The following is a 20,377-nucleotide window of genomic DNA, read 5'->3' as shown; positions in this document are numbered from 1 at the left end:
CACTATGAACGCAAAAGTCTGGCTGGTGGGTGCAGGTCCCGGTGACCCTGAATTACTGACCCTCAAAGCCGTGCGCGCCCTGCGCGAGGCCGACGTGGTGTTGATCGACGACTTGGTCAACGACGCCGTACTGGAGCACTGCCCCAGCGCGCGCGTCATTGCCGTGGGCAAGCGCGGCGGATGCCGTTCCACGCCACAGGCTTTTATCCATCGCCTGATGCTGCGCTACGCCCGCCAGGGCAAATGCGTGGTGCGCCTCAAGGGCGGCGACCCCTGCATCTTCGGGCGTGGCGGTGAAGAAGCGCAGTGGCTGCGCGGGCACGGTGTCGAGGTAGAACTGGTCAACGGCATCACCGCCGGCCTCGCGGGCGCGACCCAGTGCGATATTCCGCTGACCCTGCGCGGGATCGCCCGGGGCGTAACGCTGGTGACGGCCCACACCCAGGACGGCAGCAGCCTGAACTGGCAAGCCTTGGCGCAAAGCGGAACCACCCTGGTGGTGTACATGGGCGTGGCAAAGCTGAGCGAGATCCGTGAGCAGCTGCTGGTCGGCGGCCTGGCCGCGGACACCCCGGTGGCCATGATCGAAAACGCGTCCCTGCCCCATCAGCGCGACTGCCGCAGCAGCCTGGCCTCGATGGAAGCCGATGCCAGCGCCTTTCAACTCAAGAGCCCGGCCATCCTGGTGATTGGCGCCGTGGCGGGCGCTGCCGAACTGGCAGGATCGCCATCTGAATGGGGCCAGGTTTCAGCGCAGATCTCACAGCCCGGCTAGAACCTGTGGGAGCAAAGCTTGCTCGCGATAATGGTCTATCAGTCAGTATTGCTGTGACTGATCCACCGCCAGCGCGAGCAAGCTTTGCTCCCACAGAGGTTTGAGCTCAATGCCAAATCCATGCTCTCACAGGGAGTCTGCATCCGCTCAAAAATCGCAGGCAAAGAAAAGCCCGGCCTAGGCCGGGCTTTTCCAAAGCGGTGGGCTAATTACTTAGCTTTGGCTTCAACCTGCGCTTCTACGCGGCGGTTTACAGCGCGACCAGCTTCAGTGGCGTTGTCAGCAACTGGGCGGGATTCGCCGTAGCCAACGGACTGAACGCGGGACGATTCAACACCGTACTGGTTGGTCAGAACTTGCTTAACGGCGTTTGCACGACGCTCGGACAGTTTCTGGTTGTAAGCGTCAGGACCGACGGAGTCAGTGTGACCTTCAACAGTAGTGGTGGTGGATGGGTACTGCTTCATGAAGTCAGCCAGGTTCTTGATGTCGCCGTAGCTGTTTGGCTTGACGACCGACTTGTCGAAGTCGAACTTGACGTCCAGCTCAACACGTACGACTTCAGCAACAGCTGGGCAGCCATCAGCGTCAACGGTTACGTTGGCTGGGGTGTCAGGGCACTTGTCGACGTTGTCGCACACGCCATCGTTGTCGCTGTCGGAGCAGACTTCAGCCGGTGCTGGAACTGGAGCAGCAGCAGGCTTGGAGCCGCCACCGAAGTTCACACCGATACCGACGCTAGGAGCCCACTCGGTGTCGCCCTGGTCGATGTTGTATTGAGCTTCAACGCCAGCACGGGCGTAGAAGTTCTCGGTGAAGTACAGCTTGGCGCCGCCGCCAACGTTGGCGAAGGTGGAGCGGTTACGACCGCTGGAGCCGTTCTGACCGATGCTCTGATCGGAGAAGCCAGCCGATACGTAAGGACGCAGCATGTCGCCTGGGTTGTTGAAGTGGTACAGGGCGTCCAGGGCAGTGTTGGCGCCTTTGATGTTACGACCGTCGTCGGAACGTGCGTTGTGCACTTCGTCGTAGGCCAGACGCAGTTCAACGTCGTCGGTCAGGAAGTAACCGACCGAACCGCCAAACAGGTTGCCGTTGTTCTTGAAGTTACGAGCGCTGTCGAATTGTTCTTTCTTGGCGAAGCCTTCGATTTCAACTGCGCCTTGGCCTTGTGCCAGAGCGCCGAACGAAGTGGCAGCAATCAAAGAACCAATGGCAAAGCCCAAGGTGTTTTTCAGTTTCATCCGTTAAATCCCCATCTGGTGATTGTGAAGCAGTCCCGCAAACCGGGGGACAACTCGGCGGCAAGTCTAACAGAACTTGCCCACACGTAAGAGATATTTGCGCCGAACTAAGTTTCAGCAATGCCTGCAAATTTCTCACGTAATTTGTCAAGAGCGCGCTTGTAACGCATTTTTGTCGCGCTCAAACCCATGTGCATGATGTCTGCGATCTCCTGGAACTCCAGCTCTGCGACAAATCGTAGCACCAGAATTTCCCGGTCGATCGGGTTCACATAAACCAGCCAACGATCAAGCCCACCCTTTTCCTCGGGCTTGGGCGCCTTCTCTTCAGACGCTTCCTCTAGAGGATCCAGGCTCAAAGCGTCCATCAAGCGACGCTTTCGTCGTTCCTTACGGTACTGGGTGATGCATTCGTTGTACGTGATGCTATAAAGCCATGTCTTGAACTTCGATTTCCCCTCGAAGTTCTTCAGGCCATACAGCACCTTCAACATCACCTCCTGACAGACATCGTCAGCGTCGCGATCGTTCCCCAGATAACGTGCACAAACGTTAAATAGTGTTCTCTGGTAACGGCGCATCAATTCTTCGTAAGCACGAGTTACGTGGAACAGCTCCGTGTGCGCGCGAGCGACCAACTCCTCGTCGGAGAGTTCACGGGGGTCGTAGCGCGTGGATAGCGATTGGGGTTTGTTCAAAACAAGTCGGGCCGACAGTCTAGGTCAATGTGCGCCGCAACCTGCGGGTGGCAGGCATTTTTGCGGCGGCATACATTAGCAGGATTTGCCGGGTTAGCGGCTACTCACATGCTGCTCCAGCAGGATCCGATTGGACAGCGACACCAGTTCGCCCTCCTCGGTCAGCAATGTGGTCTTCACCGTGCCGATCTCTTCGATCTGGCCTTCGACCTCGCCAACACGCACTTGTTGCCCCACCTCGTACAATTCACGCACGTAGATTCCCGCCAGAATCTGGCCGGCGATTTCCCGGCTTCCCAGGCCCATCGCCAATGCCACCGCCAGACCAACGGTAATCAAGACGATCACGATCACGTGGTTGAGCAGGTCAGTCTTGACCTCCAACTGGCTGATCGCGACAGAAATACTGATGATGATCACCAGGCCCTGGGCGATGCGCCCCAGACCCGCAGCGTAGTCCAGGCCCACGCCTTCGGCTGCGCCGCGCACCAGCCCATTGGCCAGTTGCGCCAGCAGGACCCCGACCAGCAGCACCAGCGCCGCGCCAAAGACCTTCGGCAGGTACAGCGCGAGCATGTCGAGCGTCGCCGAAACGCGCTCAAGGCCAAGGGACTCGGCGGCGGAGACCAGGAAGATCAGCACCACGAACCAGTAGACGATCTTGCCCACCAGGGTCGAAATCGGTACCTGGATGCCGCCACGGGACAACAGTTTGGTCAGGCCGGTGCCGCCCATCAGGCGGTCGAGGCCCAGCTTGGCGAGCAGCTTGGACAGCAGGGTATCCAGCAACTTGGCCACGACGAACCCCAGCAACAGCACGACCAGGGCGCCGAAGAGGTTCGGGATGAAGTTAGCCACCTTGGTCCACAACGCAGTCATCGCAGTGACGAGGCTCTGGGTCCAGAGATCAAGTTCCATATTCAATCAGCCTTATCAGCGGTGCGGGTAACAGGTTTACGGCGGGAAACCGGCGAGACATGGGCCGACCCGTTATTCAGGGCGATCATCAGCGCGGGCAACCAGCGGCCCAGCAGGCTGAACAGATCGCCGGCGCCGACCTGGCGGTTGGCGGTTTTCAGTACACGCCCAAGGCAGGCGTCGTCGTCCCGGCTGGACGGCGAAGCCCTGAGCATGTCGCGCAAAGACTGTTCGAACGGATCGTGCATACGCACCTCTCGTGATGTCTGTGGAAGACGCGATCAAATTTCGTCGGGTCACATGAAACCCCGTCACACCCAGCGCAAACGGCGGAACAGCCACCACTGCCCCAAGGCCACGCAGACCATCAACAGGCAGGCAACCATGAAACCGTAGGGGCTCGCGGAAAACGGAATGCCACCGACGTTGATGCCCAGCAGCCCGGTGAGAAAACTCATCGGCAGGAAGATCCCGGTGACGATGCCGAAGCGGTACATGGTGCGGTTCATGCGCACCGAAAGACGCCGGTCCTCGGCCTCCAACACCAGCCCCACGCGCTCGCGGGTCAATTCCAGCTCTTCGAGGTAGCGGGTCAGGCTGTTGTTCAATTCGTTCCAATAGTCCCCGTCGTCTTCGACGAACCAGGGCAACTTGATTCGTGACATCTGGCCGAAGATATCCCGCTGTGGCGCCAGGAACCGCTTCAACCCGGCCGCCCTTCGACGGATGTGCAAAATGGCGTCATGTTCGGGGGTATACCGTTCGTCGGCATCCAGCTCCTCTTCCTCGCCGTCGACGATTTCCGAGAGGCAGGTGACCAGGTCCTGCACTTTGTTGGTCAGGTACTGCGCCATATAAAGGATGAGTTCCGACGCCGTTTTCGGCCCCTTGCCCTCGGCCAGTTGCTCCAGCAGCTCATCGGTGGCGCGCAAGGGTCGCAGGCGCAGGGAGATGACCCGCTGGGCAGACGCGAAGATCCGCACCGACACCATGTCTTCCGGCTCGGCCCCGGGGTTGAGGTTGATCCCCCTGAGAAACAGCAGCAATTCGGCATCGGGCAGCGGCAACAGGCGCGGCCGGGTGTTCTCTTCGAGCAGCAAGTCGCAGTTGAACTCGCTCAAGCCACTGGATTTGCGCAACCAGGTGTGGGTTTGTGGGTGACTGCGATCCCAGTGCAGCCACAGGCTTTCGTGGGCCTGCAACTGCAGATCGTCGAGTTCGGTCCGGGCAATGGAACGCGCGCCGCCTTTACCATCCAACACCAGGGCGTGCACCAGCCCCCATTGCGCGTTTTCTTCCTCGAACATCCTCATCCCTTGCTGTGGTGCTTCATTCAGGCATCTTCAGCGGGCTTGGCGAGACAATCACGCCATTGTTGTCCGCGTAGACATACTCGCCCGGACGGAACGTCACGCCGGCAAAGGTCACCGCCACATTGAGCTCGCCGACACCGCGACGGTCGGTTTTCATCGGATGACTGGCCAGGGCCTGGACCCCAAGGTCGGTCTGGGCGATGACATCGACATCGCGGATGCAGCCGTAGATCACCAGTCCTTCCCAGCCATTGTGCGCGGCTTTCTCCGCGAGCATGTCGCCCAGCAACGCCCGTCGCAGGGAACCACCGCCGTCGACCACCAGCACCTTGCCGTTGCCGTTGAGCTCAACCTGCTCCTTGACCCGCGAGTTGTCTTCGAAGCACTTGATGGTCACGATTTCGCCGCCGAAGGAATCGCGGCCACCGAAATTGCTGAACATCGGCTCCAGCACCTGCACCAGCTCGGGGTAGGCATCGCACAGGTCGGGCGTGAGGTAATGGTTCATCGAACAACTCCTGAAAGGCTGGAACGTCAGACTGAAAGAGCAACCGTTTATGACCGGAACCGCATAACGCGTCATATCTTAGCCGCAAGCCGACCAGAGCGGAATGCCCTTGTCAGAGCCTTCGCGTCAAACCGCTTCGGCCAGCATAGGCGACTCGTCCTGCGCCGGGGCCTGCCGCTCTTGAAGCCAGCGCGCCACCAAGGGCCAGACCTCGGCTTGTGCAGCCTTGCTCACCAGCATCTCGACATGGCCGAAATCACCGGTAAAGCCGTGTTCGCGCCCCAGGCAGACAAACTGCTTGTGCGCCGAACCGATTTGTTCGAAGAGCTTGCGACAGGCCCAGGTCGGATCCTGGTGATCGCCCGCCGCGCTGACCGCCAGCACCGGCACCGGCACATCGGCCAGGCCCGTCCACCAGTTCTTCTCGGCATCGCCGAATCGCCCGAACAGGCCATACCAACGCATGCTCTCCAGGGCCAGGCCGATGGGCTCGTCCTCCGGGCCGCGCTTGAGCCGTGAGCCGGACAATTGGGCGAAACGCTTGAGAATGAAGCGTCCGCTCCATTCCACCGGCGGAATTTTCAACGGCCAGTAGGTACGACTGACCTGGGTCCCAAAAAACGCCGCCGACGCCACGGCCGGCTCGCCGAGGTATTGACCGCCCAGCGCGGCAGCCAGGGTGATACCGCCCAGGGAATGGCCGATCCAGTGCGGCACTTGCCCACTCTGCTCGCGCACGAAGGCACCGATGGCCGGCAGATCGTACCGGGCGTAGTCGGCGACGCGGTTCTTGCGGTAGTCGTGGTTGCGCTGGGACAGCCCGTGACCGCGCATCTCGGGAATCCACACATCGAAACCCAGGCGTGTCAGGTACGCACCCAGGCCAACGCCTTTGGGCGAATACCAGAAGCGTCGGTTGGAAAAACTGCCGTGCAACAGAATCACCGGCACCCCGCGGGCTTCGGCGGCATCGGCCATGCCCAACCGGGTGACGGCCAGCTCGACGCTGTAGTCGGGACTGTTGCCAGGCTTCAAGCGATAGACGTCTTCGCTCAGATCGCCGCGCCGCTCGGCGCTGATCAGAGCGACAGGAAAGAGGTTGCTGCTGCTTTGCATAATGCTCTTGCACAAAGAAAACGGCTGTGGGAGCGAGCCGGCTCGCGATGGCGGTGGGTCAGCAAAATCAATATTGACTGACACTCCGCCATCGCGAGCAGGCTCGCTCCCACAAGGATTTAGGAGGCTGACATCTGCGTCAGCCCCTTCACTCGATCAGACTGTCGCCTGCCCCTCAGCCAGGAAGAACCAGGTTTCCAGCACGGAGTCCGGGTTCAGCGACACACTTTCGATGCCCTGCTCCATCAGCCACTTGGCCAGGTCCGGGTGGTCCGAAGGGCCCTGGCCGCAGATGCCGATGTACTTGCCGGCCTTGTTGCACGCGGCGATGGCATTGGCCAGCAGCTTCTTGACCGCCGGGTTCCGCTCGTCGAACAGGTGGGCGATGATCCCGGAGTCGCGGTCCAGGCCCAGGGTCAGCTGGGTCAGGTCGTTGGAGCCGATGGAGAAACCGTCGAAGAATTCAAGGAACTCTTCGGCCAGGATCGCGTTGGACGGCAGCTCGCACATCATGATCACGCGCAGGCCGTTGTCGCCACGGGCCAGGCCGTTTTCCGCCAGCAGGTCGACCACCTGGCTCGCTTCGCCCAGGGTGCGCACGAACGGCACCATGATCTCGACGTTGGTCAGGCCCATTTCGTTGCGCACGCGCTTGAGGGCACGGCACTCGAGCTCGAAGCAGTCACGGAACGATTCGCTGATGTAGCGCGAAGCCCCGCGGAAGCCCAGCATCGGGTTCTCTTCTTCGGGTTCGTAGAGCTTGCCGCCGATCAGGTTGGCGTATTCGTTGGACTTGAAGTCCGACAGGCGCACGATGACCTTTTTCGGCCAGAAGGCCGCCGCCAGGGTGCTGATGCCTTCGACCAGTTTCTCGACGTAGAAACCGACCGGATCGTTGTAGCCGGCAATGCGCTTGTCGACGCTGTCCTTGATTTCCGTCGGCAGGCCGCTGTAGTTCAGCAGCGCCTTGGGGTGCACGCCGATCATGCGGTTGATGATGAATTCCAGGCGGGCCAGGCCCACGCCGGCGTTCGGCAGCTGTGCGAAGTCAAAGGCACGGTCCGGGTTGCCGACGTTCATCATGATTTTGAACGGCAGCTCCGGCATGGCGTCCACGGAGTTCTTCTTGATGTCGAAGCCCAGTTCGCCTTCGAAGATATAGCCGGTGTCGCCTTCGGCGCAGGAAACGGTCACGCCCTGGCCGTCCTTGAGCAGCTCGGTGGCGTTGCCGCAACCCACTACGGCCGGGATGCCCAGTTCACGGGCGATGATCGCCGCGTGGCAGGTACGCCCGCCGCGGTTGGTGACGATGGCGCTGGCGCGCTTCATCACCGGTTCCCAGTCCGGGTCGGTCATGTCGGAGACCAGCACGTCGCCGGCCTGGACCTTGTCCATCTCCGAGACGTCCTTGATGATCCGTACCTTGCCGGCGCCGATGCGCTGGCCAATGGCACGGCCTTCCACCAGCACGGTGCCGGTTTCCTTGAGCAGGTAGCGCTCCATGACGTTGGCCTGGGTGCGGCTCTTCACGGTTTCCGGACGGGCCTGCACGATGTACAGCTTGCCGTCGTCACCGTCCTTGGCCCACTCGATGTCCATCGGGCACTTGTAGTGCTGCTCGATGATCATCGCCTGCTTGGCCAGCTCGCTGACTTCGGCATCGGTCAGGCAGAAACGCGCGCGCTCGGCCTTGTCCACGTCGACGGTCTTGACCGAACGACCGGCCTTGGCTTCGTCGCCGTAGATCATCTTGATGGCCTTGCTGCCCAGGTTGCGGCGCAGGATGGCCGGGCGACCGGCTTGCAGGGTGCTCTTGTGGACGTAGAACTCATCCGGGTTCACGGCGCCTTGCACGACGGTTTCACCCAGGCCGTAGGCGCCGGTGATGAACACCACGTCACGGAAGCCCGACTCGGTGTCGAGGGTGAACATGACGCCGGCGGTGCCGGTTTCGGAGCGGACCATGCGCTGCACGCCAGCGGACAGGGCCACCAGCTTGTGGTCGAAGCCCTGGTGGACGCGGTAGGAAATGGCACGGTCGTTGAACAGGGAAGCGAAGACTTCCTTGGCCGCACGGATGACGTTTTCCACGCCACGGATGTTCAGGAAGGTTTCCTGCTGGCCGGCAAAGGAGGCATCCGGCAGGTCTTCGGCGGTGGCCGAGGAACGTACGGCGACGGCGATGTCGGGGTTGCCTTCGGACAACTTGGCGAAGGCGGTACGGATTTCGGTGTTCAGTTTCTCGGGGAACTCGGCTTCCATGATCCACTGGCGGATCTGGGCGCCGGTCTTGGCCAGGGCATTGACGTCATCGACGTCCAGGGCATCGAGTGCATCATGGATCTGCTGGTTCAGGCCGCTCAGTTCCAGGAAATCACGATAAGCCTGAGCGGTCGTGGCGAAGCCACCTGGCACCGATACGCCGGCGCCGGCGAGGTTACTGATCATCTCGCCCAGGGATGCGTTCTTGCCCCCTACGTGCTCCACATCATGGACGCCGAGCTTATCGAGGGAAACTACGTACTCTACCAAGGTGATCTCTCCACTAACTGTGTTGGAAACGCTCAAGGTACCGGCGGCTCCAGCGGAGCCTCTGCCGGCGATATGGCCTGGACCTGGAAAATAAGTGAGAATGCGGGCCACTGGCGGCCGGCAAATCGCGCCTATCATATCCAAGAATTGTCACTAGCTCACTAGGGCCCAAGGCGCAAATGAAACGATCTGCTTTCTTTATTTCCGACGGCACCGGCATCACGGCCGAAACGCTGGGCCAGAGCCTGTTGGCGCAGTTCGAAAACATTACCTTCACCAAACTGACACGCCCGTACATCGACAACGCCGACAAAGCGCGGGCCATGGTACAACAAATCAACAGGGCCGCCGAAACAGACGGCTTTCGTCCGATTATCTTCGACACCATCGTCAATCAAGACATCCGTGAGATTCTCGCAACGTCCAATGGTTTCATGATCGACATTTTTTCCACGTTCCTGGCGCCCCTGGAGCAGGAACTGAGCGAACATTCTTCCTATTCGGTCGGCAAATCCCACTCCATCGGCCATAACTCCAACTACATGGAGCGGATCGAGGCGGTCAACTTCGCCCTGGATAACGATGACGGCGCACGCACGCATTATTACGACAAGGCCGACCTGATCCTAGTGGGGGTGTCGCGCTGTGGTAAGACACCGACGTGCCTGTACATGGCGATGCAGTTCGGCATCCGTGCGGCCAACTATCCGCTGACCGAGGAAGACATGGAGCGCCTGCAACTGCCCAACGCCCTGCGCGCCCACCAGCACAAGCTGTTCGGCCTGACCATCGACCCGGACCGCCTCACCGCGATCCGCAACGAGCGCAAGCCCAACAGCCGCTACTCAAGCTACGCCCAGTGCGAGTTCGAAGTGCGCGAAGTGGAAAACCTGTTCCGGCGGGAGAACATTCCCCATATCAACTCCACGCATTTTTCCGTGGAAGAGATTTCGGCGAAGATCCTGGTGGAGAAAGGGGTGGAGCGGCGGTTCAAATAAAGTAACGCCCCCACAAGACCCTGTGGGAGCGAGCCTGCTCGCGATTGCGGCGTGTCAGTCGACATCAATATCGCTGATCTACCGCCATCGCGAGCAGGCTCGCTCCCACCGGGGCATGTGGTGTTTTGGGATCCGCGCTTCAACTGCTTGGCCAAATCGAATCCTTATTGACCCACCGGCACCGTCAACTCGACCCGCAGCCCGTCGGCACGGCTGTCGAAATGCAGCCCGCAGCCGCAACGCTGGACAATCGCCTGGACAATCGCCAACCCCAGCCCGCAACCGGTACTCTGGCCATTGCGCCAGAAGCGCTGGGTCAGGTGCTGGATATCGTCGGCGGCAATGCCGGGGCCGTGATCGCGAACCTGGAACCGCACACGCTGGCCGATCATCTCCAGGTTCAGCTCCACATCGGTATCGCCCGGGGTATGACGCAAGGCGTTATCCAGCAGATTGCGCACGGCGGCGATGGAGAGCACCGCCGGCATCTGCACGGGCGCATCGGACACATCAGGCGCCACGTGCAGCTTGATCCGCCGGGGCGCGCCGCCGGTCGCGTCCTGGATCGCCAACCGCGCCACCTGCTCGGCGTTGCATTGCACGCCGTCGTCAAAGGACAGGCTGCCTTCGACCCGCGCCAGCAGCAACAACTGCTCTAGCGTGCGGTGCATGCGGTCGGCGCCCTCCTCCGCCCGGGCCAGGGACTGGTCGCGGGCCGCGCCTTCGGTCATGCGTGCCACTTGCAAGTGGGTCTTGATGGCAGTCAGGGGGCTGCGCAGTTCGTGGGCGGCATCGCCCGTCAGCCGGCGCTCGCGTTCGAGGGTCTTGCCGATACGCTGGAACAACTGGTTCTGGGTTTCCAGCAATGGCCGCAACTCACTGGGCAACGGATGGATCTGCAACGGTTCCAGGGAATCGGCGTTGCGCCGCATCAAGGCGTCACGCATGCGATTGAGCGGCGCCAGCCCCTGGCCGATACCCAGCCATAGCAGGCACAGGCAACCCAGCAACGCGACACCCACCGGCACCGACGCCGCCAACAGTATCGACAGGTTCAAGGCCTCGCGCTCGATCTGCCGGTCCGCCGTGGTAATTCGCACGTCGCCCCGGGCCAGGGTGAAGCTGCGCCAGGGCGCGCCGTCGATCATCTGGTCGTGAAACCCCATCTTCTCGGCTTCCAGGGTCTGTTCCGGCGTACCGTGGCTGCGCGCCAGGATCTCTCCGCGCAAGGAGCTGACCTGGCAGGCCATGCCGCCGGGAATGCTCAACTGCTCGGTGCTCAGGTGCGTGCCGTCACCCTTGGTGGGCAGTGGCGGCATCTGTTCCAGCAACCCGGCGACCATCCGTGCCGACGCCACCAGGCGCTGATCGAGGGAAAACATCATCTGGTTGCGCAGGTCGCTGAGCATCCACGCCGCTGCCAGCGCCCAGATCAGGACGAAGGCGGCGCCCAGGGTCAGGCTCAAGCGCAGTCGCAGGCTCATCACTTGGACGATTCCCCGCCATCGGCCGACCCCAGCCGATAACCCAGGCCGCGCACCGTCTCGACAATCCCATTGCCGAGCTTGCGCCGCAGGTGATGGATATGGACGTTGAGCGCGTTGCTTTCCAGCTCATCGTTGAAGCCATAGACGCTGTCCTTGAGCTGCTCGGTGGACAGCACCCGGCCACGGCTGTGCAGCAACGCCTGCAACAGCGACTGTTCGCGCCGTGACAGGTCCACCGGTTGGCCATCCAGCGTGGCTTCGCGGTTGCTCGGGTCGTAGGTCAGGCGACCGTGCTCGATCAGATTGACGCTGCGCCCCGCCACCCGCCGCAACAAGGTGTGCAGGCGCGCCGCGAGTTCGCGCAGGTCGAAGGGCTTGAGCAGGTAATCATCGGCGCCGGCCTGCAAGCCGTCGACCCGATCCGTCACCGAGTCGCGGGCCGTGAGGATCAGCACCGGAATCTCCAGGCCTTGCTGGCGCAATTGCCTGAGCAACTTCAGCCCATCTTCGTCGGGGAGCCCCAGGTCCAGCACCATGACGTCGAACTCGGCGGCGCCGACCATCGCCCGCGCCGCCGAGGCCGTGCCCACGTGCTCGACCGCCAGGCCCTGGGCCGTGAGCCCGGCGACGATCCCGCTGGCGATCAACTCATCGTCTTCGCAGACCAGTACGTGCATGGTAAGCCTCGTGGAAAAGGGTACATTAGGCCGCCGGCCGATTAAGCCGACATTATGCGACGAGTACGGCAAACATGGGCGATCCTTAGTCTTTTAATAAAACCGAGGCCAGCCGCTCGTCGTCGGGTTAATCGACGGTTAATCGATGGCCGCCATTGTGCTTTCCACTTGCTTCGTTTCTCTTCGTTCTTAAGGCTTTATCCATGCGTCGATTGTTTTTGTTGTGGCTGCTGCTGGTCTCAGGCCTGGCCCAGGCCGCCAATCCCTTCGAGACCAAACCCGATTTCCTGCCCGTGGAAAAGGCCTTCGTGTTTACCTCCGAGCGCCTGGATTCGGGTGAAACCCAGCTGTTCTGGCAGATCGCCGACGGCTACTACCTCTATCAGCAACGCCTCAAGTTCGATGGCCTGGCCGACGTGCAGAAACCGCCACTGCCGGAGGGCGAGGCCCACAGCGACGAGTTTTTCGGCAACCAGCAGGTCTACCGCCAGGCGCTGGAGCTGAAGATTCCCGCCGGCGCGACGGGCAAGGTCAAGGTCGGCTTCCAGGGCTGTGCCGACGCCGGCTTGTGCTATCCACCCCAGACCCAAGTCGTCGACCTGGGCGGCAATGCACCGGCGTCCGCCAGCGGCGAAGCCCCGGACCAGGCCCTCGCCAGCGGCTTGCAGCAGCGGGCGCTGGGCTGGAGCCTGCTGGCCTTCCTCGGCCTGGGACTGCTGCTGGCCTTCACGCCTTGTTCGCTGCCGATGCTGCCGATCCTGGCCGGGCTGGTGGTGGGCAGCGGCGCCGGCCCCCGGCGTGGCCTGGCATTGGCGGCCAGCTACGTGATCAGCATGGCGCTGGTGTACGCCGCCATGGGCGTGCTCGCCGCGCTGCTGGGGGCCAACCTCCAGGCGCTGCTGCAACAACCGTGGCTGCTGGGCACCTTCGCGACGGTGTTCGTCGTCCTGGCGCTGCCCATGTTCGGCTTCTTCGAATTGCAATTACCGGCCGCCCTGCGTGACCGCCTGGAAAACGCCGGGCGCCAGCAACGCGGCGGCAGCCTGCTGGGCGCCGGTATTCTCGGTGCGCTGTCCGGCCTGCTCGTGGGCCCCTGCATGACCGCTCCACTGGCTGGCGCGCTGCTGTACATCGCCCAGAGCGGCAATGCCCTGCATGGCGGGCTGATCCTGTTCACCATGGGCCTTGGCATGGGCCTGCCGTTGTTGCTCCTGGTGACCGTCGGCAACCGCTTCCTGCCCAAGCCCGGCGCCTGGATGAATGTGCTCAAGGGCGTGTTCGGCTTCCTGTTCCTGGGCACAGCGCTGTTGATGATACGGCCGGTTGTCGACGGTTCCCTGTGGGTCGGTCTGTGGGGCGTGCTGTTGTTGATCGCCGCCTACAGCGCCTGGCGCCAGACCGAAGGGTTCGGCCGCATCGCCTATGTCTGCGGCAGTGCCGCGTTGCTGCTCGGCCTGTGGGGCAGCCTGCTGGTGATCGGTGCGGCGGGCGGCGGCGATGATTTCTTCCAGCCGTTGAAGGTGTACGCCGGCACCGAGACCGACGCGGCGACCAGCGCCCACGATGCGTTCGTCACCGTCAGCGAGCCCGCTGCCCTGCAAAGGGAACTGGACGCCGCCAAGGCCCAGGGCCAATGGGTGTTGCTGGATTACTACGCCGACTGGTGCGTGTCCTGCAAGATCATGGAGAAACAGGTCTTCAGCCGCGTCGAGGTGCTGGACGCGTTGAAGGGTGTGCGCCTGCTGCGCCTCGATGTAACTGCCGACAACGCCGCCAGTCGCGAACTGCTGAGCCGTTACCAGGTGCCCGGGCCGCCGAGCCTGCTATGGCTCGGTGCCGACGGTGCCGAGCGGCGTAGCCAGCGGATCACCGGGGAAGTCGATGCCAAGGCGTTCCTGGAGCGCTGGAACATCACCCGGAACGCGCGCTGATGTTGACCCTGACCCTGGGCACCTTTGCCATCGCCCTTAACCACCTGCTGCTGATCAGCGCCCTGGCGCTGGCGACGGTGGTGGGCTGGCGAGTCGCCAAACGCGGGGGCGAGAACCCCGAGTCGGTACTCTTCGTGCTGTTTTTGCTCGGGCTCCTGGCCGCGCGGATCGGTTTTGTCATCGCCTATTGGGAACACTACCGGGACGATCCGCTGCAGATCGTCGATTTGCGCGACGGCGGTTTCCTGGCCTGGCCGGGCACCGTTGCCCTGGTGATCTGCGCGTTGCTCTGGGCCCGGCGGCGCCCGGCCCTGCGTCGACCCTTGGGCCTGGGTGTCGGCAGCGGCTTGCTGTTCTGGCTGGTAGCGAGCCTGTCGTTGACGATCTATGAGCAAGGCACGCGATTGCCGGAAATCGAGCTGCGCAATGCCGATGGCGAAACGGTGAAGCTCACCGATTATCAGGGCGGGCCCCTGGTGATCAACCTCTGGGCCACCTGGTGCCCCCCGTGCCGGCGCGAGATGCCGGTGCTCGAAGAAGCCCAACAGCAGCGTCCGGACCTGACCTTCCTGTTCGTCAACCAGGCCGAAAGCATGCAAAGCGTCAGCACCTACCTCGCAACCCAAGGCCTGAGCCTGACCAACGTGCTGTTCGATGGCAGTGGTCGCCTCAGCCAGGCCGTCGGTTCCATGGCCTTGCCGACTACCCTGTTCTACAGCGCCGATGGTCGACTACTGGGCAGCCACCTGGGCGAATTGTCCGAAGCGAGCCTGGCCCGTGCCCTGGAAAACTTCGAAACGCCGGGTTCGACCACGGCACCCCACTCCGACACAAGGAAACCGCCATGCCCTGCCTCCGCCACCTGCTGACCCTGGCTGTCGCCGCCACCCTGTCCCAGGCGCCACTGCTGCAGGCCGAAGAGTTGCCCGCGGCCATCCAGAAGATCGAAGCCAAGGGTGCGAAAATCGTCGGTACCTTCGAAGCACCTGACGGATTGCGCGGCTACGCGGCGCAATACCAGAACCGAGGCATGGCGCTGTACCTGACCCCAGACGGGCAGCACGTTCTGCTGGGCAACCTGTATGACGCCGATGGCAAGGACCTGAGCGCCGAACCGCTGCAAAAACTGGTCTACGCACCGATGGCCAAGCAGATCTGGGCAAAGATGGAAGCGAGCAACTGGATCGCCGACGGCAACAAGGACGCACCGCGCACGGTGTACCTGTTCAGCGACCCGAACTGCCCGTACTGCAACATGTTCTGGGAGCAGGCGCGGCCATGGGTCAAGGCGGGCAAGGTGCAGTTGCGCCACATCATGGTGGGCATCATCCGCGAAGACAGCCCAGGCAAATCCGCCGCCTTGCTGGCCGCCAACGACCCGCAGAAGGCCCTGGCAGAACACGAAAAGGCCGGCAAGGGCAGCGCGCTCAAACCGCTCAAGGACGTACCGCCGGCCATCCAGGCGAAACTGGACGCCAACCAGCAGTTGATGGACGAGTTGGAACTGTCCGCCACCCCGGCGATTTTCTATCTGGATGAGAAAGGTGAACTGCAACAGCAGCAAGGCGCGCCGTCGGCGGATAAGCTGGTGAAGATACTCGGGCCGAAATAAGGTCGACTGTGCGGGCCTCATCGCGAGCAGATCAGCTACGCAAGAACCCCTGCAGCGCCTCGGTCACAAATGCGGCGTTCTCCAGGTTGGAGATATGCCCTGCCTCCGGGATCAATACCTGAGGGCAACCGATCAACTCGGCCATTTCCAGCGCTTCGGACGGTGGCCGTGGCTTGTCCTGGTCGCCACACATCACCAGCGTGCGCTGGGCATCCAGTTCGGGCAGGCGCGACAGGATGCTGTCCCGGCCGAAAATGATCCGCCCCAGCGGCACGATGCTGTCGCGCAGGCGCTGGGCCGGCAATGCCGCCAGCGACCCGCGCAACTGCTGGTACAGCGGCGACTGCGAGTCGATGCCCGGCCGGAAGAAGATCGGCACGATGATGTCCAGCAACGGTTCGGGAATGCTCCCGCTGGCCTCGATCTTGTCGAACAGCGAGAAGTAATACTGGCGGGTCGGTTCCGGCTCGACACCCACGTAGGTGTCCAGCAACACCAGTTTCTGCAGCCGTTTGAGCGCCATCAGCGCCAGCCGCGCGCCCCACATCCCGCCCACCGACAGCCCCACCAGGTTGAAGCCATCGATGTGCAGATGATCCATCAACGCCAACGCCTGGCGGGCCAGGTCATCCAGCGAGGTCATGCCTTCGGGCAAGCGACCGGACTGACCGTGGCCCCACAGGTCCAGGGCTATCACCCGGTAATGCCGGGACAACGCCTCGATCTGCGGCGCCCACATGGTGTGGTCCCACAGATAGCTGCTGCCCAGCAGCACCACCGGGCCTTGCCCCTGGTCCAGATAGTGGAGTGGTTGTCCGTCGATCGTTGCAAAGGGCATCAATGTTCTCCTTAATGCTGCTCCAGGTCGCGGCCGACAAACCGCCCATGACGAGCCCCCGGAACGAAAACTCAGTGCCGCTTCAATGGCTGTGGTTCGGCACCAATTCGATCTGGTAAGGCTGGAAGATCTTCAGCAACTGACCGTTGTCACGCAGCTTTTGCAGCAATGCGCCAAACGCTTCCCGAGTGATGGGCGCCTGCGGGCGGATCAGTGCGTAGTGATGGTAAACCTGGTCGATGCGCTCGGACACCAGCAACTGCGGGCCGACCTCGGGATTGCGCAACACGTAGTCATTGAGATACGAACGGGTCACCAACGCGATGTCGGCACGCCCGCGCAGCACCATCAGGATGTTGCTGTCGTGAGAATAGGTCAGCGTGGCGTTGTACTGGCCAGCCAGGTACTTGGGATCGGCATTGAACTGGGCGAACGCGTAGTGATAACCGCTGAACAAGGCCAGGCGCTTGCCCCGCAAGTCATCAAAATAGGCCTGCGAGCGATCCGCCTGGCGCTGGGTCAGGAAGATCTCCGCGTCTTCCAGCCCCATGTCGACGGCCGTATGCGGCACATCCTGCCAGCCCCAGTCCGGGTTCTCGAAGATCGCCATATCGACCCGGCCTTGCTTGAAATCGTTGAAACGACGCGGAATCGAAGTCGGCACCAGCACGAACTGGTAATCGGCCTGCGACTGATTCAAGGCCTCCACCAATTGCGGCAGCAGGCCCGTATCGGCCCCATTTTCAGGGCGAACGGTGTAAGGCGGAAAATGTGCTGCACCGATCCGGACCAATTGCGCCGCCGAAGCCGGCAGCGCCAGGAAAATGGCCAGAACAGCCAGCAGGACACGCGCAGTCATCCCCATCGGCGAAAACGTCAAGATCACCCACTCCCCCAAAAGTATCCATCCATACACTCAAGCTAGGCGGTTTGCGCCACTTAGCCAGTCACAAGGTCATTTAAAGGCCTTGTGCGATTATTGTTTTTCTTCAAGTACCAGGATCAGGGCTTGTTCGGCCAGCTCATCGAGGCTCATGCCGCCTTCGGCGCGAAACCAGGTGGTGGTCCAGGACAATGCGCCGGTGAGGAAACGCCGGGTAATGAATACATCCCCGCGAATATACCCGGCATCCTTGGCCTGACCCAAGACTTCCAGCCACAAGTGTTCATAAATATCACGCAAGGCCAGCACCTGCGCTTGCCCTTGCGCAGACAAGGAGCGCCATTCGTAGACCAGCACGGCCATGGCCTCGCCGGTTCCGCCCATGATCGACTGCAATTCGCAGCGAATCAGCGCGCGCAAACGCTCGCGCACGCTGCCCGCCTCGGCCAGGGCCGCGCGCATCAACGCCGTGTTATAGCGGATGGTTTGTTCCATCACCGCTTGCAGGATCTCGTCCTTGCTCTTGAAATGGTGAAAGATGCTCCCCGACTGGATGCCCACGGCGCTCGCCAGGTCGCGCACCGTGGTGCGCTCAAAGCCTTTGTTGCGAAACAGGTGGGCGGCGGTCTGCAGCAACTTGCCGCGCGCACTGTCCGGGTCGGTCAGTTGCCCGCTGTCGATCAGTGCTCGCATCACGACCTGGGCTTTTTGCTCGTCCACCCGTTTTCTCCTGCTGTGGCTCTATCAAGGTGCGGCCATTCCACCGAAGCGGCGGGGTGACGCGGGCAATTTATGCCGGCCCGGGCAACCAAGCAAGCGCTCGGGCAGCGCAGCGGGTGGTCGTTGACTGCGGATCGAGACGCCAGCGCAGGGTTTGTCTATGCTCAACCCCATCTGCACGCCGATACCGGGAATCCTGCAATGCCTCACTGGCTGGTGATTGATCTGGAGGCCACCACCGATGAAGGTGGCTGGCCGGTAACCGAAATGGAAATTATCGAAATCGGCGCCACGCTGGTGAATCGTGACGGTCGCGAGGTCGATCACTTCCAGCGTTTCGTGCGCCCCTTGAGGCGACCGCTGCTGACGCCGTTCTGCCGCGAGCTGACCCACATCACCCAGGCCGACATCGACCGGGCCGCGCCCTTGACCGAGGTCTGGCCGGCCTTCGAACATTGGCTGGCGCCGTATCACGCGAAACTGGAAAGCTGGGTCAGCTGGGGCGACTACGACCGTAAACAGCTGCTTCAGGAATGGCAGCAGCAGCGACTGGCCAGCGTACTGGGCCAGGTGCCGCACATGAATCTCAAGCAGCGCTTCGCCAAGGCTCGCCGGCTGGAACGCCCGCTGGGGCTCAACGGCGCGCTGCAACTGGCCGGGCTGCAATTCAGCGGTCAACAACACCGGGCGCTGGAAGATGCCCGCAATACCGCGCGCCTGCTGCCCCTGGTGCTTGCCGGCTGAACAACAGCCCTGCGGCGCAGCAGATGACGAACGCTAAAGCCTTGTGCATACTGGCCGGCCTTTTTCAGCCCCTTTTCTTGAGGAATCGCCCATGTTCAAAGTCAACGAGTACTTCGACGGCACCGTCAAGTCGATCGCTTTCGGCACTGCCGAAGGCCCTGCGACCATCGGTGTCATGGCACCGGGCGAATACGAGTTCGGCACTGCCCAGCGCGAAATCATGCACGTCGTCTCCGGCGCCCTGACCGTAAAACTGCCGGGCAGCACTGACTGGGAAACCTTCCAGGCGGGCAGCCAGTTCAACGTACCGGCCAACAGCAAGTTCCAGCTCAAAGTGGCCGTCGACACCGCTTACCTGTGCGAATACCGCGGCTGAGTCCCCAGTAGTGCAATGGGTTGCTTCGCAGCCCAGCGGGAGCAAGCTCCCTCGCCACAGAAGCTACAAAAAAGCTGTAGCGTAAATAAAGAATGCCCGTGTCCAGTGACACGGGCATTCTTGTTCATGGATCTTGCTATTCGAGCACTTCGACCGGCATGCCGACCTCAAGCCAACCATCGCCGTCATTGACCAGGTTCTGGCCGAACATCGCGCCGTCCGGCGTCGAGCGGTATTGCTGCAGCGTAGCGAAAGGCTCACGGTTCGGATCGCGCTCGCCGGTCTGTGGGTCGACGGTGGTCATGATGCAACGCGAGCAGGGCTTGACCACCCGAAACTCCACATCGCCGATACGGATGCGCTTGAAACCGTCCTCGGCAAACGCCTCGCTGCCCTCGATCACCAGGTTGGGACGAAAGCGCAGCATCTCCAGGGGACGCCCGACCCGGTTCGACAGGTCCTCCAAGGAAGCCTGGCCGATCAGCAGCAGTGGGAAACCGTCCGCGAAGGCGACCTTGTCGTCATCCTTGCCATAACCGGCGGCGGTGGTACGTGCCAATTCCACCGGCACATGTACCAGCCGGGTGCGAGCGCCGATGAACTCGCTGACCCAGGCGGCGGCCGCCTCCCCGGCGTCCGGCACGCGCAAGGTGTCGCGCCAGATGATCACACCGCGCCGCTGCTCTTCCACGACGGGCGGCAGCGGCACGTCGATGGCGCCATAACCCGGCGCACTGAGCGTCAGGCCACCCGCTTCGTTCCACAAGGCCGAGAGCTGGCTCATCTTCGCCACGGCCCGCTGGGTCAGGAAACGCCCGCTGGCCTCATCCACGAGCATCCAGCGCCGGTCTCCGTCCAGGCCCAGCTCGTCCAGGCCAATCCCTTGCAGGGACTGGCCCTTGCCGGATTTCAACGGATAACGATACAGCGCACTGAGCCGCAACATGGTCAACTTCCCTGGAGGCGAAAAAGTGCCACCATATACGAGCCGGCCATTGAATCAAACC

21 protein-coding genes are annotated in these 20,377 nt (G+C 62.2%); 7 read left to right on the top strand and 14 right to left on the bottom strand.

All coding sequences use genetic code 11. The annotated features are described in order from the left end of the window. Positions 1-4: 4 nt before the first annotated feature. The gene (gene cobA, locus ACODSJ_RS08250) at positions 5-775 is read left to right on the top strand and encodes a uroporphyrinogen-III C-methyltransferase (protein ID WP_489101245.1); all 771 of its coding nucleotides are present in this window, start codon (positions 5-7) and stop codon (positions 773-775) included. Between the two features lie 209 nt (positions 776-984). On the opposite strand, the gene ACODSJ_RS08245 is transcribed toward cobA, so the two are convergent. The 8 genes from ACODSJ_RS08245 to ppsA all read right to left on the bottom strand — a co-directional run bounded on the left by ACODSJ_RS08245 (position 985) and on the right by ppsA (position 9,104). Then, positions 985-2,019: an OmpA family protein gene (locus tag ACODSJ_RS08245; RefSeq protein ID WP_489101244.1), complete on the bottom strand. Its 1,035-nt coding sequence runs from the start codon at positions 2,017-2,019 to the stop codon at positions 985-987. A 107-nt stretch (positions 2,020-2,126) separates the two neighbouring features. Beyond that, the gene (sigX, locus tag ACODSJ_RS08240; protein WP_489101243.1) at positions 2,127-2,717 is read right to left on the bottom strand and encodes an RNA polymerase sigma factor SigX; all 591 of its coding nucleotides are present in this window, start codon (positions 2,715-2,717) and stop codon (positions 2,127-2,129) included. Between the two features lie 93 nt (positions 2,718-2,810). Then, complete coding sequence (locus tag ACODSJ_RS08235; RefSeq protein ID WP_489101242.1) at positions 2,811-3,635, bottom strand: mechanosensitive ion channel family protein; 825 nt, start codon at positions 3,633-3,635, stop codon at positions 2,811-2,813. 2 nt (positions 3,636-3,637) lie between these two features. Further along, positions 3,638-3,883 (bottom strand): hypothetical protein, encoded by a 246-nt coding sequence (locus tag ACODSJ_RS08230; RefSeq protein ID WP_025212679.1) that lies wholly within the window; start codon positions 3,881-3,883, stop codon positions 3,638-3,640. Between the two features lie 63 nt (positions 3,884-3,946). Then, positions 3,947-4,942 carry a zinc transporter ZntB gene (locus ACODSJ_RS08225; protein ID WP_489101241.1) on the bottom strand — a complete coding sequence of 332 codons (996 nt, stop codon included), beginning with the start codon at positions 4,940-4,942 and terminating at the stop codon, positions 3,947-3,949. Between the two features lie 22 nt (positions 4,943-4,964). Continuing rightward, entirely contained in the window at positions 4,965-5,456 is a 492-nt protein-coding gene (gene rraA / locus ACODSJ_RS08220) for a ribonuclease E activity regulator RraA (RefSeq protein ID WP_489101240.1), read from the bottom strand. 126 nt (positions 5,457-5,582) lie between these two features. Further along, a complete protein-coding gene (locus tag ACODSJ_RS08215) occupies positions 5,583-6,572 on the bottom strand; it encodes an alpha/beta fold hydrolase (protein WP_489101239.1) in 990 nt (329 codons plus the stop codon). 156 nt (positions 6,573-6,728) lie between these two features. After that, positions 6,729-9,104 (bottom strand): phosphoenolpyruvate synthase, encoded by a 2,376-nt coding sequence (ppsA, locus tag ACODSJ_RS08210; protein ID WP_489101238.1) that lies wholly within the window; start codon positions 9,102-9,104, stop codon positions 6,729-6,731. Between the two features lie 179 nt (positions 9,105-9,283). Here ppsA and ppsR point away from each other — a divergent pair, with 179 nt between their 5' ends. Further along, positions 9,284-10,102: a posphoenolpyruvate synthetase regulatory kinase/phosphorylase PpsR gene (ppsR, locus tag ACODSJ_RS08205; RefSeq protein ID WP_260955063.1), complete on the top strand. Its 819-nt coding sequence runs from the start codon at positions 9,284-9,286 to the stop codon at positions 10,100-10,102. A gap of 164 nt (positions 10,103-10,266) precedes the next feature. Here ppsR and ACODSJ_RS08200 read toward each other — a convergent pair whose 3' ends face one another. Then, the gene (locus ACODSJ_RS08200) at positions 10,267-11,589 is read right to left on the bottom strand and encodes a sensor histidine kinase (RefSeq protein WP_489101237.1); all 1,323 of its coding nucleotides are present in this window, start codon (positions 11,587-11,589) and stop codon (positions 10,267-10,269) included. Beyond that, positions 11,586-12,266 (bottom strand): response regulator, encoded by a 681-nt coding sequence (locus ACODSJ_RS08195; protein ID WP_489101236.1) that lies wholly within the window; start codon positions 12,264-12,266, stop codon positions 11,586-11,588. Before ACODSJ_RS08195 ends, ACODSJ_RS08200 begins: the two co-directional genes overlap by 4 nt. A gap of 203 nt (positions 12,267-12,469) precedes the next feature. Here ACODSJ_RS08195 and dsbD point away from each other — a divergent pair, with 203 nt between their 5' ends. From dsbD to dsbG, 3 genes are read left to right on the top strand one after another with little or no spacing between them, the layout of a single operon-like run. Next, complete coding sequence (gene dsbD, locus ACODSJ_RS08190) at positions 12,470-14,197, top strand: protein-disulfide reductase DsbD (RefSeq protein WP_489101235.1); 1,728 nt, start codon at positions 12,470-12,472, stop codon at positions 14,195-14,197. Then, positions 14,197-15,066 carry a TlpA family protein disulfide reductase gene (locus ACODSJ_RS08185; protein ID WP_489101234.1) on the top strand — a complete coding sequence of 290 codons (870 nt, stop codon included), beginning with the start codon at positions 14,197-14,199 and terminating at the stop codon, positions 15,064-15,066. The genes dsbD and ACODSJ_RS08185 overlap by 1 nt, the downstream gene beginning before the upstream one ends. Next, the gene (gene dsbG / locus ACODSJ_RS08180; RefSeq protein ID WP_489101233.1) at positions 15,042-15,809 is read left to right on the top strand and encodes a thiol:disulfide interchange protein DsbG; all 768 of its coding nucleotides are present in this window, start codon (positions 15,042-15,044) and stop codon (positions 15,807-15,809) included. Before ACODSJ_RS08185 ends, dsbG begins: the two co-directional genes overlap by 25 nt. A 31-nt stretch (positions 15,810-15,840) precedes the next feature. Here the strand turns inward: dsbG and ACODSJ_RS08175 are convergent, their stop codons facing one another. The 3 genes from ACODSJ_RS08175 to ACODSJ_RS08165 form a co-directional block, all read right to left on the bottom strand. Next, positions 15,841-16,647, bottom strand: coding sequence for an alpha/beta fold hydrolase (locus ACODSJ_RS08175; RefSeq protein ID WP_489101232.1), 807 nt, complete (start codon positions 16,645-16,647; stop codon positions 15,841-15,843). Positions 16,648-16,729: 82 nt separating this feature from the next. After that, a complete protein-coding gene (locus ACODSJ_RS08170) occupies positions 16,730-17,506 on the bottom strand; it encodes a substrate-binding periplasmic protein (RefSeq protein ID WP_489101231.1) in 777 nt (258 codons plus the stop codon). A 117-nt stretch (positions 17,507-17,623) separates the two neighbouring features. After that, a complete protein-coding gene (locus ACODSJ_RS08165) occupies positions 17,624-18,250 on the bottom strand; it encodes a TetR/AcrR family transcriptional regulator (protein WP_489101230.1) in 627 nt (208 codons plus the stop codon). Positions 18,251-18,451: 201 nt separating this feature from the next. Here ACODSJ_RS08165 and ACODSJ_RS08160 point away from each other — a divergent pair, with 201 nt between their 5' ends. Further along, positions 18,452-18,994 (top strand): 3'-5' exonuclease, encoded by a 543-nt coding sequence (locus tag ACODSJ_RS08160; RefSeq protein WP_489101229.1) that lies wholly within the window; start codon positions 18,452-18,454, stop codon positions 18,992-18,994. Positions 18,995-19,085: 91 nt separating this feature from the next. Then, positions 19,086-19,370 carry a pyrimidine/purine nucleoside phosphorylase gene (gene ppnP, locus ACODSJ_RS08155; protein ID WP_489101228.1) on the top strand — a complete coding sequence of 95 codons (285 nt, stop codon included), beginning with the start codon at positions 19,086-19,088 and terminating at the stop codon, positions 19,368-19,370. 136 nt (positions 19,371-19,506) lie between these two features. Here the strand turns inward: ppnP and ACODSJ_RS08150 are convergent, their stop codons facing one another. After that, positions 19,507-20,316, bottom strand: coding sequence for an MOSC domain-containing protein (locus tag ACODSJ_RS08150; RefSeq protein WP_489101227.1), 810 nt, complete (start codon positions 20,314-20,316; stop codon positions 19,507-19,509). Between the last annotated feature and the right edge of the window lie 61 nt (positions 20,317-20,377).

The organism is Pseudomonas sp. FG6 (assembly GCF_057809015.1).
The sequence above is the reverse complement of the archived record's forward strand: the minus strand, read 5'-3'. Positions and strand labels throughout refer to the sequence as shown.

Coding starts and splice junctions, on each gene's coding strand:
- cobA (WP_489101245.1), top strand. CDS start 5: ATGAACGCAAAAGTCTGGCTGGTGGGTGCAGGTCCCGGTGACCCTGAA.
- ACODSJ_RS08245 (WP_489101244.1), bottom strand. CDS start 2,019: ATGAAACTGAAAAACACCTTGGGCTTTGCCATTGGTTCTTTGATTGCT.
- ACODSJ_RS08235 (WP_489101242.1), bottom strand. CDS start 3,635: ATGGAACTTGATCTCTGGACCCAGAGCCTCGTCACTGCGATGACTGCG.
- ACODSJ_RS08230 (WP_025212679.1), bottom strand. CDS start 3,883: ATGCACGATCCGTTCGAACAGTCTTTGCGCGACATGCTCAGGGCTTCG.
- ACODSJ_RS08225 (WP_489101241.1), bottom strand. CDS start 4,942: ATGTTCGAGGAAGAAAACGCGCAATGGGGGCTGGTGCACGCCCTGGTG.
- rraA (WP_489101240.1), bottom strand. CDS start 5,456: ATGAACCATTACCTCACGCCCGACCTGTGCGATGCCTACCCCGAGCTG.
- ACODSJ_RS08215 (WP_489101239.1), bottom strand. CDS start 6,572: ATGCAAAGCAGCAGCAACCTCTTTCCTGTCGCTCTGATCAGCGCCGAG.
- ppsR (WP_260955063.1), top strand. CDS start 9,284: ATGAAACGATCTGCTTTCTTTATTTCCGACGGCACCGGCATCACGGCC.
- ACODSJ_RS08195 (WP_489101236.1), bottom strand. CDS start 12,266: ATGCACGTACTGGTCTGCGAAGACGATGAGTTGATCGCCAGCGGGATC.
- dsbD (WP_489101235.1), top strand. CDS start 12,470: ATGCGTCGATTGTTTTTGTTGTGGCTGCTGCTGGTCTCAGGCCTGGCC.
- ACODSJ_RS08185 (WP_489101234.1), top strand. CDS start 14,197: ATGTTGACCCTGACCCTGGGCACCTTTGCCATCGCCCTTAACCACCTG.
- dsbG (WP_489101233.1), top strand. CDS start 15,042: ATGCCCTGCCTCCGCCACCTGCTGACCCTGGCTGTCGCCGCCACCCTG.
- ACODSJ_RS08175 (WP_489101232.1), bottom strand. CDS start 16,647: ATGCCCTTTGCAACGATCGACGGACAACCACTCCACTATCTGGACCAG.
- ACODSJ_RS08170 (WP_489101231.1), bottom strand. CDS start 17,506: ATGACTGCGCGTGTCCTGCTGGCTGTTCTGGCCATTTTCCTGGCGCTG.
- ACODSJ_RS08160 (WP_489101229.1), top strand. CDS start 18,452: ATGCCTCACTGGCTGGTGATTGATCTGGAGGCCACCACCGATGAAGGT.
- ppnP (WP_489101228.1), top strand. CDS start 19,086: ATGTTCAAAGTCAACGAGTACTTCGACGGCACCGTCAAGTCGATCGCT.
- ACODSJ_RS08150 (WP_489101227.1), bottom strand. CDS start 20,316: ATGTTGCGGCTCAGTGCGCTGTATCGTTATCCGTTGAAATCCGGCAAG.